The sequence below is a fragment of the Promicromonospora sp. NPDC057488 genome, assembly GCF_042802395.1.
Classification (GTDB): domain Bacteria; phylum Actinomycetota; class Actinomycetes; order Actinomycetales; family Cellulomonadaceae; genus Promicromonospora.
In genome coordinates this window covers 1-10,415 of sequence record NZ_JBHVEG010000202.1, presented here as the reverse complement: position 1 = coordinate 10,415, position 10,415 = coordinate 1, and the positions used below count along the sequence as shown (strand labels likewise).

Annotated in this window: 12 protein-coding genes; 5 read left to right on the top strand and 7 right to left on the bottom strand. The window is 74.1% G+C overall.

What is annotated here, in order from left to right:
- Positions 1-68 precede the first annotated feature (68 nt).
- The 7 genes from ACFU5G_RS26345 to ACFU5G_RS26315 all read right to left on the bottom strand — a co-directional run bounded on the left by ACFU5G_RS26345 (position 69) and on the right by ACFU5G_RS26315 (position 5,086).
- Positions 69-806 carry a maleylpyruvate isomerase N-terminal domain-containing protein gene (locus ACFU5G_RS26345; protein ID WP_377251432.1) on the bottom strand — a complete coding sequence of 246 codons (738 nt, stop codon included), beginning with the start codon at positions 804-806 and terminating at the stop codon, positions 69-71.
- Between the two features lie 92 nt (positions 807-898).
- Positions 899-1,552: a pyridoxal 5'-phosphate synthase gene (locus tag ACFU5G_RS26340; protein ID WP_377251430.1), complete on the bottom strand. Its 654-nt coding sequence runs from the start codon at positions 1,550-1,552 to the stop codon at positions 899-901.
- Positions 1,549-2,148 (bottom strand): TetR/AcrR family transcriptional regulator, encoded by a 600-nt coding sequence (locus ACFU5G_RS26335; RefSeq protein WP_377251428.1) that lies wholly within the window; start codon positions 2,146-2,148, stop codon positions 1,549-1,551. Before ACFU5G_RS26335 ends, ACFU5G_RS26340 begins: the two co-directional genes overlap by 4 nt.
- 70 nt (positions 2,149-2,218) lie before the next feature.
- Positions 2,219-2,437 (bottom strand): SCO4848 family membrane protein, encoded by a 219-nt coding sequence (locus ACFU5G_RS26330; RefSeq protein ID WP_020013876.1) that lies wholly within the window; start codon positions 2,435-2,437, stop codon positions 2,219-2,221.
- Between the two features lie 34 nt (positions 2,438-2,471).
- Entirely contained in the window at positions 2,472-3,677 is a 1,206-nt protein-coding gene (gene eis / locus ACFU5G_RS26325; RefSeq protein WP_377251426.1) for an enhanced intracellular survival protein Eis, read from the bottom strand.
- Between the two features lie 157 nt (positions 3,678-3,834).
- On the bottom strand, positions 3,835-4,470 hold the full coding sequence (locus tag ACFU5G_RS26320; RefSeq protein ID WP_377251424.1) for a GNAT family N-acetyltransferase: 636 nt from the start codon (positions 4,468-4,470) through the stop codon (positions 3,835-3,837).
- Positions 4,471-4,546: 76 nt separating this feature from the next.
- Entirely contained in the window at positions 4,547-5,086 is a 540-nt protein-coding gene (locus tag ACFU5G_RS26315) for a GNAT family N-acetyltransferase (protein ID WP_377251422.1), read from the bottom strand.
- Between the two features lie 100 nt (positions 5,087-5,186).
- Between ACFU5G_RS26315 and ACFU5G_RS26310 the strand changes: the two genes are divergently transcribed.
- From ACFU5G_RS26310 to ACFU5G_RS26290, 5 genes are all read left to right on the top strand, one after another.
- On the top strand, positions 5,187-6,581 hold the full coding sequence (locus ACFU5G_RS26310; protein WP_377251420.1) for a DHA2 family efflux MFS transporter permease subunit: 1,395 nt from the start codon (positions 5,187-5,189) through the stop codon (positions 6,579-6,581).
- 19 nt (positions 6,582-6,600) lie between these two features.
- On the top strand, positions 6,601-7,506 hold the full coding sequence (locus ACFU5G_RS26305) for a siderophore-interacting protein (protein WP_377251418.1): 906 nt from the start codon (positions 6,601-6,603) through the stop codon (positions 7,504-7,506).
- A gap of 639 nt (positions 7,507-8,145) precedes the next feature.
- Positions 8,146-9,159, top strand: a complete 1,014-nt coding sequence (locus tag ACFU5G_RS26300; protein ID WP_377251416.1) for a hypothetical protein — start codon at positions 8,146-8,148, stop codon at positions 9,157-9,159.
- A 116-nt stretch (positions 9,160-9,275) separates the two neighbouring features.
- Positions 9,276-9,722, top strand: coding sequence for a VOC family protein (locus tag ACFU5G_RS26295; protein ID WP_377251414.1), 447 nt, complete (start codon positions 9,276-9,278; stop codon positions 9,720-9,722).
- Positions 9,719-10,246 (top strand): GNAT family N-acetyltransferase, encoded by a 528-nt coding sequence (locus tag ACFU5G_RS26290; RefSeq protein WP_377251412.1) that lies wholly within the window; start codon positions 9,719-9,721, stop codon positions 10,244-10,246. Before ACFU5G_RS26295 ends, ACFU5G_RS26290 begins: the two co-directional genes overlap by 4 nt.
- The last annotated feature ends 169 nt before the right edge of the window (positions 10,247-10,415 follow it).

The following is a 10,415-nucleotide window of genomic DNA, read 5'->3' as shown; positions in this document are numbered from 1 at the left end:
TGTCAGACGCTCAGGTCACCCGGGTGACCTGAGCGTCTGACACGGTGCGGCCCGGCGGCTTGCGCGGCTCAGCGGGCCGGCACCGCCGACGGCCAGGGGCCCAGCTCGGGCAGGTCTCCCGGGAGCGGCGTCGCCGGCACGCGGCCCGCCAGCCAGGCGGTGACGTCGCGAGGGTCGCCCGCGATGTCGTCCACCGTCACGCCGTCGGGCAGCCGGCCCGCCAGGAAGTCCCGGAGGTGGGCGCCCAGGGAGTCGTCCCAGGTCTCGTAGCCGACCTCCTGGGCCGTGCCGTGCAGGGCGTCCACCGAGTGGATCCGCACCTCGCGCCACCAGGCGAGCACGCAGCCCGACAGCGGGCCGCCGCGGTACCCGCTCGGCGCGTCCCACAGCGGCGAACCCGCCTGCGGCCAGGCGCGGGCCAGGTCGTCGCGCACGGCGGTCAGCGCCGCGACGTGCTCGGCGACGGTGCGCCCGGCACCCGCCTCGATCAGGGCGGTGCGGGCCTCCTGGCTCGCGTAGACCGGCACCACCTCGCCGCGCTCGGCGGCCTGCGCCTGGCCCACCATCGCCGCGCCCAGGCCCGCGACGTGCGACAGGACGTGCCCGCGCGTCCAGCCCTCCAGGGGCGACGGGCCGGCGAGGTCGTCGGCGGTCAGCCGCCCGACGGCGAGCAGCAGGGCGTCCAGCCCCGCCGCCGAGTCGGTGCGGGCGTGGGCGACTAGGTCGGTGCCGGGTGCGGTGGTGCTGGGGGTGGTGGTGGTGCTGGGCGTGCTCGCGCTGGGCGTGCTCGTGCCGGGGGAGGTCACGGTGTTTCCCTTCGTCGGGGCGGGTACTCACGATCGACGTGTCAGACGTACAGGTCACCCGAGGGATCTGTACGTCTGACACGAGAGGGGGGTCAGGGCCAGAGCAGACCCTTCGACCAGCCGTCGGCCTCCGCCGTGTACAGCAGGCGGGTGTGCGGGCCGTCGTCCGGTGCCTGCCAGAACTCGACCGACGTCGGGGCCAGCACGTACGCGGTCCAGTCCGGGGCGGCGAGCTCCGGGTCGGCAGTGACGGTGCGCAGCGCCTCGGCGAACGCGTCCGCGTACTCCTCCTGGGAGCCGAGCGGCTCGCTCTGCCGGTTCACCAGGCCCGACGCGCGCGACAGGTCCGACCGCGCCAGGAAGTCGGCCCGGCTCGCCTCCGCCCCGGCCGACGCCGCCGTGCCCGTCACCTTCACCTGCCGGCCCCGCTCCGGCCAGAAGAACGTCAGCGCCGCGTGCGGGTTGGCCGCCAGGTCGTGCCCCTTGGGCCCCGAGGACTGCGAGGCGAACCACCAGCCGTCCGCCGTCACGTCCTTGAGCACCAGCGTGCGGGCGTGCACCCGCCCGGCGGCGTCCGCCGTCGACAGCGTCGCGGCCTGCGGGGCCAGGATCCCGGCGTCGATCGCCTCCTCCAGCCACGCCACGAACAGGTCGTGCGGGACGGCGGGAGCGGCCGCGGTGTCGAAGACCGGCAGGCCGGGGCGGGCGAAGGCGGGCAGCGCGCGCAGGCGCTCGCGGAAGGTCACGAGTTCTCCTCCTGGGTCGGCGGGGTCTGGGTCCACGGGGTCGGGGCCTGGGTCAGCAGGCCGACGAACCCGCGCACCGCGGCGTCGAGCGCGCCGGGCTCCCGCGTTGCCCGGGCCAGGACATACCCGCCCTGGATGATCGCGAGGGCGGCGTGCGCGCGGTCGCGGGCAGCGTCGTCGGGCAGGCCCGTCTCGCGGAAGATCTGCGTGACGGTGCCGAGCAGCCGCACGAAGTAGGCGGTCACCACGTCGTGCAGACCGTCGTCGTCCATCACGGCCTGGTCGGCGGTGAGGCGGCCGATCTTGCAGCCGGCCAGCGCGTCGCGCGGCCGTTCGAGGTAGGCGACCAGGCGGTCGACGGCGGGGGAGTCGCCGCCGAGCGTGCGCAGCGCGCGGGTGAGCGCGTCGTCCACGGTGGCGCCGACGGCGGCCACGGCGAGGTCGTGCTTGGTGGGGAAGTGGTGGTAGAGGCTGCCCTGCCCCACGCCGGACGCCGCCAGCACGGCGCGGGGGCTCGTCGGCCCGACGCCCTGGGCGGCGAAGAGGTCCTGTGCGGCGTCCACGAGGCGGTCGCGTGCGGAGGTGGTGGTGCTCATGCCCGCACCATACCTACCTCCAGGTATGGTGACAACCGAAAGATGCCGCGACGTGCCGGGACGGGGCGCGTCAGACCAGGGTGAGCACGCCCAGGACGCCGACTGCCAGCCCGAGGACGAGCGAGACGCCGATCAGCACGGAGTGCACGGTGAGGAACTTCGTGGGGCGGCCGTCGGCGTCCCGCGACCGGGGGTCGGCGACGATGCGCTGCCAGAACCGTGGCCAGATGAGCAGGTTCCACAGGGCGGTGACGATGAGTACGACGGACCAGGCGACAGGGATCTCCACGTGCCGATTATCCGCCCGGCCCGGGCGGGCCCCGTCAGAAGTAGTCGCGGACGTGCAGCTGGCGGCCCGCGAAGAGGGCCGTCAGGACGGCGTCGTGGTCGGCCGGGCCGGTCAGGTGGCCCCCGATCCGCAGGTTCGCCGCCGACTGCGCGCCCGCGTACAGCAGCGCCAGCCCGTTGGGGCTGAGCACCGGCCGCTCGTGGTGCGCGTCCTCGACGGCGACGGCGTCCCGCTCCAGGTGCGTGGCACCGTCCGACACCGTGAGCGTCCACCCGCCCGCCAGGTCCTCCGCGCCGCGGACGGCGAACGGCACGCGCGCGCCCTCCAGCACCGACGGCAGGCCACCGAGTGCGCCCGCGACGTCCAGGACCCGCAGCATGTACGGGTGCGCGGCGTGCACGCTGGTGGTCAGGTCGGGCAGCACCAGCCAGGCAGGGTCCAGGCCCGACGTCGCCACGCGCGCCGTGCCGACCACCGTCGAGAAGGTGCCGAGCGTGCGCCACAGGGCCCGCGCCGCGTCCGGGGTCAGGGCGATCAGGTCGTCGATCTCCATGACCGTCGTGGTCGGCGTGTACCCCTCGCCGCGGCTCCAGCTCGCGAAGCCGACCGCCTCGCCCGCCGCGTCGACGGCCAGCGTCACGCCCGTGTAGTCGGCGAAGAACTTCTCCGGCGGCGTCCAGAACGGCTTCTCCGCCCGCGACACCGGCCCGTTCTGCGCGGCCGCCCAGCGGCGGTGCACGGCGACGACGGCGTCGAAGTCGGCAGTACCGGCCCGGCGCGTCGTCACCCCGGCGGGCGCGGCCACGCGGTTCAGGTTCTGCAGCGGCACGTCGACGTCGTCGAACGAGCCGATCACCTCGTAACCCAGGCGCCGGTAGATGCCCGGCGCCGACGGGAACAGCGCCGAGAGGACGTCGCCCTGCTCCCGGGCCTCGTCGAGCGCCGCTCCGAACAGGCGCGCGAGATGGCCCGAACCGCGCCGCTCAGGCTCCACCGCCACACCCGCGAAGCCCGCAGTCGGCACGCGCGCGCCGTGGAACCACGACGTGAACCCGTAGACCCGCAGGCGGGCGGCCAGCCCGTCGTCGTCGAACGCGCCCCACTCGCGGAAGCCGGACGCCGCCCACTCCTCGCTCGTCGGCACCGTGGGGCCGGCCGCGGGCACGCCGAACGCCTCGCCGCCCAGCCGGGTGTAGTCGGGCTGGTCGGTGTACTCGATCCGGCGCACGGTGAGGGTCATGCAGGCGACCCTAGGCAGTCGGTGCGAGGCGGGGCGAGCGCAAATCCGGGTCGGTGAGCCGCAAGCTCAGGCTCTATTTGTTTGGCGACTGAGCCTGCGGCTCCGCTCCGGGCGGGTGCCTCGTGCCTCGGCCCCCACCCTGCGCTGCGCCTCCGGCTCAGTCGCCGAAGTACGCGACCTGGTCCTCCGCCGGGTGCGGGCGCAGCAGCGGGGTGCGCGTGACCTCCAGCGGCTCCGGCGTGAGCAGGCTCGGCAGCTCGGCGTCGGCGGTGCGGTTGCCCGGGGCCAGGCCGTCGTCGGCCACCAGGTCGCGCTGGAACAGCACGGCGTCGCGCCACGCGCCCAGCTTCCAGCCGATCTTCTCGAACGAGCCGGCGCGGTGGAACCCGACCGCCTCGTGCAGCGCGATCGCGGGGTCGTTCGGCAGCACGATGCTGGCCACGACGCGGTGGTAGCCGCGCCGCGCGAGCCGCGTCAGGAGCGCCTCGTACAGCGCGCGCCCACCGCCCCCGCGCTGGTGGTCGGTCGCCACGTACACGTTGGTCTCGAGCGTCCAGCGGAACGTCGGGCGGTCCGCGAACGGCTTGGCGTAGGCGAACCCGACCACCTCGCCGTGCGACTCGAGCACGAGCCACGTCTCGCGGCCGAAGAACCGTTCGATGCGGCGCGTCATCTCGCGGGCGTCCGGCGGACGGGTCTCGAACGTCGCCGCCGAGTCGGCCACGAAGGGGGCGTAGATGGCGGCGCAGGCTGCGGCGTCGTCGGGAGTCGCGACGCGGACGGTGCTGTCCATGCCCGGATCCTTTCGTGTTCCGGACCGGCGTGATGATCGCAGCGCGGAATTGACGGCGGCCGTCTGACCAGGTAGATCAGCCCGGCTCGCCCGACGGCGGGGCCGCGCCCAGGGTGGGCGCGAGGTCCTTCTGCAGGCGTGCGACGTCGTGCCAGCGGCCGTGCTTCCAGCCGATCTGGTGGAACGTGCCGACCATCTCGAACCCGAGCGCCGCGTGCAGGCCCAGGCTGGCCTCGTTCGGCAGGGCCAGGCCGGCCACCAGGCGCCGGTAGCCCCGCTCGGCGAGCCGCTCGAAGAGCGCCTCGTACAGGGCGCGGCCCGCGCCGGTCCGGCGTCGGCCCACCTGGAGGTAGACGCTCGTCTCGGCCGCCCAGCGGTAGGCCTCGCGCGGCGAGTAGGGCGCGCCATAGGCGTAGCCGACGACGTCGCCCGTGCCGGCCTCGACCGCGACGAGCCACGCGTGGCGCTCCGAGCAGCTCGCGATGCGCCGCGCCATCTCGGCGGTGTCCGGCGGCTCGGCCTCGAAGCTGATGTGGGTCTCGCGCACGTAGTGGGCGTAGATCGTGGCGCAGGCGGCCGCGTCGTCGGCGGTCGCCGGGCGGATGGTCAGGTCCATGCGCCGATCCTGCCCGATCCGCGGGGCGGGCCGGCACGGGGCTGGGCGGGCGAAATCCTCGCGCGGCCCGGGGCGGATGTGGGTGGCCAGGCATAGCGTGATGCCCGTGACCACGCTCCAGAGACGAGTCCTCGTCGTCGCCGTCCTCGGTTCCTTCGTGTCGTTCCTCGACGGCACGGTGGTGAGCGTCGCCCTGCCCTCGATCGCGGAAGAGCTCGCGAGTCCCGGCATGGAGGCGCTGCCGCTGCAGCAGTGGGTCGTGGACGCCTACCTCATCACCCTCGGCGCGCTGATGCTGGTGGCCGGCTCGGTCTCCGACGTCTACGGCCGACGGCGCGTGCTGGCGATCGGGCTCGTCGGGTTCGGGGCCGCCTCCGTGCTGTGCGCGCTCGCGCCGACCGGGCCGTTCCTCGTCCTCGCGCGCGCCCTGCAGGGGGTGGGCGGCGCCCTGCTGGTGCCGAGCTCCCTGGCGCTGATCATCGCGACGTTCAGCGGCGAGGCGCAGTCGCGCGCGATCGGCCGGTGGACGTCGCTGACCACCGGCGCGATGATCGTCGGTCCGTTCGTGGGCGGCATGCTGGTCGACTTCGTGTCCTGGCGCTGGGTGTTCTGGATCAACGTGCCCGTCATCGCCGTGACCCTCTGGCTGCTGCGCGGGGTGCCTGCCGCGGAGGGCGAGCCGGGCCGGCGCATCGACGTGCCCGGCGCGGTGCTGGCGGCGCTCGGCCTCGCGGGCGTCGTGTTCGGGCTCATCGAGGGTGCGCGGCTGGGATGGACGTCGCCGCTGATCCTCACCTCGATCATCGGGGGCGCCGTGATGCTGGTGGCGTTCGTGCTCTACCAGCGGCGCGCGGCCGACCCGATGCTGCCGCTGCGCCTGTTCAGCGCGCGCAACTTCGCCTGGGGCAACCTGGCGACGACGGCGATCTACGGCGCGCTGTCCCTGGGCGGCTTCGTGCTCACGCTGTTCCTGCAGCAGGTCGCCGGGTACTCCGCCACGTGGTCGGGTGTGGCGCAGCTGCCCACGACCATCGCGATGATCGCGCTGTCCGCGTGGTTCGGCACGCTCGCCGGCCGGTACGGTCCGCGGCTGTTCATGACCGTGGGGCCGATCATCGCCGGCATCGGCTTCCTCCTGATGCTCTCCATGGACGAGACCGCCGACTACCTCACGCAGGTCCTGCCCGGTCAGCTCGTGTTCGGGCTCGGCCTCTCGATCACGGTCGCGCCGCTCACAGCCGCGATCCTCGGCGCCGTCCCGACGCACGACGCCGGCATCGGTTCCGCGGTGAACAACGCCGTCGCGCGGGTGGCGGGGCTGGTGACCGTGGCGTTCGCGGGCATCATCACGGGCGGCGTGCTCGACGTCGCCTCGCTGCACCGGGCGTTCCTGGTCACCGCGGGCCTGCTCGTGCTCGGCGGGCTGCTGTCCCTGGTGGGCATCCGCAACGTGCGTGGAGTAGATCCCGACGCAAACCTGGTCAAAACCAGTTAGGTATGCCTAGCCTAAGTCCATGGCATACAAGGGGCGCAGGGCCGTCGACCCGCACGTCGTGATGGCCGAGGTCATCAGCACCAAGCAGGTCTCGCCCAACATGATGCGCGTGACCCTGGGCGGCGACGAGCTCGACCGGTTCACGCCCGCCGGCTACGACCAGTGGTTCCGCCTCTTCCTGCCGCGCGCCGGCCAGGACATGCTCCGCCTGCCGACGCGCACCTCCGGGCTCTGGTACGCCGAGTACCTCACCACGCCCAAGGCCCGCCGGCCCTGGGTGCGCAACTACACCGTCCGGGCCGCACGCCCCGACCTGAACGAGCTCGACGTCGACTTCGTGCTGCACGCGGGGGACGACGACGGCTCCGCGGGCCGGCCTGGGGCCGGGCACGACGCCGACTCCGCGGGCGGGCACGACGCCGGGCACGCGGCCGGGCCGGGGGCCGGGTTCGCCAAGGCCGCCGAGCAGGGCCTGCGCGTCGGCCTGCTCGACCAGGGCGTCGCCTACAACCCGCGGCACGACCACGACTGGACGCTCCTGGTCGCCGACGAGTCCGGCCTGCCCGCCGTCGCGGGCATCTGCGAGTCCCTGCCCGCCGACGCCCGCGGCGTCGCCGTCGTCGAGGTACCCACCGCCGCGGACAAGCAGGAGTTCCGCGCCCCGTCCGGCGTCGAGGTGCGCTGGGTGCTGCGGTCCGACGTCGCCGGGGACGGCGCCGCCGCGCACGTAGTCCCGGGCCAGGCGGCGCTCGCGGAGCTGTGCGCACTGGACCTGGGCCACACCGGCGACGTCTACGCCTTCACGATCGGCGAGTCGGCGCTGGCCACGGGCGCACGTCGGCACCTGGTGGGGGAGCGTGGCGTGCCGAAGGCGCACGTCGACTTCGTGGGCTACTGGCGCCACGGCAAGGCCGCCCCGAGCTGACAGCCGCCGGCGCCGGTGCGCGGTGCCAGTGCAGGTGCGAGTGCTGGGCGGGGCGCATCCGGGTGGTCGGCAGAATGTCAGGTGGTCGGCATTCTGAGCTGCCGACCACCTGACCTTCTACCGACCACTCACCTGCGGCTGGCGTCGGTGCCGCGCGGGCCGGTGCTCATGCTGATACCGGGGTTGGCGGGGCGCATCCGGATGGTCGGCAGAATGTCAGATCACCGGTATTCCGAGCTGCCGACCATTGACGTTCTGCCGACCACCTGACGCTCTGGCCCTCCGCCGCGCGCTCGGACCCCATCGCCCGCCCGGCCCACTGCCCACGCCGTCCGCCGCCCCGCCGCCCGCCAGCCCCCGCCTGCCGGCCCCCGCCGCCTCGTCGACGCCGCCACCGGCCCCCCGACCGCCGCCGCCCCGCCGCCCTGCCCCCCGGGCCGACCGCCCGACGCTTCGGCGATCACTGGCTTTCGCTGGGGCTGGTGCTGCGCGCAGGGCAGATCGTTCGCGGCACAGCGAGACCCTCGGTGAGGGACCGGGCCGCGAGGACCGCGACCACAGGCACCGGTTTTCGGGGTTCGTGCACAGGCAGTGGCATGACCGCCGCCGCGGCATACGGATGTACGGCACCGTCGAGGCATGAACCAGACCGGGATCCTCCTAGCTCGCCACCACGACCGAGAGGCGCTGCGGCGCGCTCTCCGCACCAACCGGGCGGAGAAGGTCCGCCGAGGCGCCTATCGCTCACGGCGGCCGTCGACCGGCGACCGGTTCCGTGATGCCGACGACCTGGCCCGGGCCCGCACGCTCGCGGTCGCGGCGCAGCTTCGCCACGTGTGGGTGAGTCACGAGTCGGCCGCGCTGCTGCACGGGCTGCGGCTGTGGCAGCCGCCCGACCGCGTCCACGTGGTGCAGAAATACCGGGCGTCGTCTGCCTCGGCCGACGATATCGCGCGCCACCGGCTCGACCTCACCGAGGACGAGAAGGTCCTGATCGACGGCGTGGCGACGACGAGCCTGGAGCGTACGGTCGTCGACTGCTGTGTCGCGCTGCACCCGCTGCTCGCGCTCGTCATCGCGGACCACGCGCTCGCGCTCGGGATGGACCGGGCCGCCGCCCTCGCAGTGCTGGACGCCCGGCGTGACCCACGCGGGCGGCGTCGGGCACGGCTGGTGCTCGAGCTGGCGGACCCGGGCGCGGAATCCGCGTGGGAGACCTGGTTGCGGTACATCGTGGTGCGGGCCGGCCTGCCCCGGCCGACCGTTCAGCTCCAGGTGCGCACGCCGCACGGCGACTACCGCGCCGATCTGGGCTGGGCCGAGTTCCGGCTGCTGGCCGAGTTCGACGGGCGCGTCAAGTACACCCCGGGCGCGCTGGGCCCCGGGCACGACGCGGACCGCGCGCTGTTCGACGAGAAGCGCCGGGAGGACCACGTCCGCGAGGAGGACTGGGGCGTCGTCCGCGTGACGGCGTCGGACACTCCCGACGAGGTCGAAGCCCGCGTCCTCCGCCGCCTCCCGCCCGCCACCCGCGAGGCCTTGACGCCACTGCACATGCTCCCGCCCCCACCTCACCACCCAGCCGTCCCACGCGCGGCACCCGCCCGCCCGGCCCGCCCGCCCCGGCCCACCCGCAAGGCGGGCCCACGGTGATCGGCAGAATGTCAGGTGGTCGGCATTCCGAGGTGCCGACCACCTGACAGCCTGCCGACCACCCCGGTGCGTTATTGCGTTGGGCATGCCCGGGCGGCTGTGTCAGGGTCCCGAGCATGACTTCTTTCGTCTCGCACGTGACCGTGGACTCGTCCGACCCCTACACGCTGTCCGAGTGGTGGAAGCAGGTGCTCGGCTACCAGGACGTGCCTGGCGATCCGAACCTGCCCGGCCACGAGGAGTGCGTGATCGTCGACCCGGACGGTAAGGGCGTCGATGTCCTGTTCATCGAGGTGCCGGAGGCCAAGTCGGTCAAGAACCGGGTGCACCTCGACCTGCGTCCGCGCGCGGACCTGCGCGACGTCGAGATCGAGCGGGTCAAGGGGCTCGGCGCCACCGTCGTGGGCGACCATCGGGGCATCTACGGGCCGGGTTCGGGCTGGGTGACCTTCGCCGACCCGGAGGGCAACGAGTTCTGCGTCCTGCGCTCGCGGTCCGAGGTTGCGGCGGGCGAGGTCACGGCGGGCGAGCAGGCCGCCGCGACCGAGCCGGCCGACGCGTGAGCGACTGGCTGATCCGGCCCGAGACGCCGGACGACTTTCCCGCGATCCGCACGGTGCAGGTAGCCGCGTTCGGCGAGGACCGGGTCGCCGACGGCGTCGACCGCATCCGCGAGTCCTGGATCTACCGCCCGGCGACGTCGCTGGTCGCGGTGTCCGACGGCGAGGTGGTGGGCCACGTCATGATCACCGGCTGCACCGTCACGGGCGAGGTCGGCGAACGCAAGGTCGCGATGCTCACCCCGCTCGGCGTGCTGCCCGAGCACAAGCGGCGGGGCGTCGGGTCGGCCCTGGTCCGGGCGGCGCTGGCGCGTGCCGCGGAGGCGGGCGAGCCGTTCGTCGTGCTGGAGGGCAGCCCGGCGTACTACGGCGCGCTCGGGTTCGTCGCGTCCCGCGACCACGGGATCGAGATGCAGCTGCCGGACTGGGCCCCGCCCGAGGCAGGCCAGGTCCACCTCCTGCCGGCCTACGACCCGGCCGACCGCACCCTGCGCGGCAAGATCACGTACCCGCCGGTCTACGGCTGAGGATCGCGGCCCGCGGGCTGAGGCTGCCTGACCTCCAGGCTCCTGCTGGCCCGCCCCGGCCATGAGTCGCCAGCTCTGGTTGCGCGCCGCACTGGTCTACGCGTGCGGGCGGGCCTGAACACGGGTGGTCGGCAGAATGTCAGGTGGTCGGCTGCTCGAGCTGCCGACC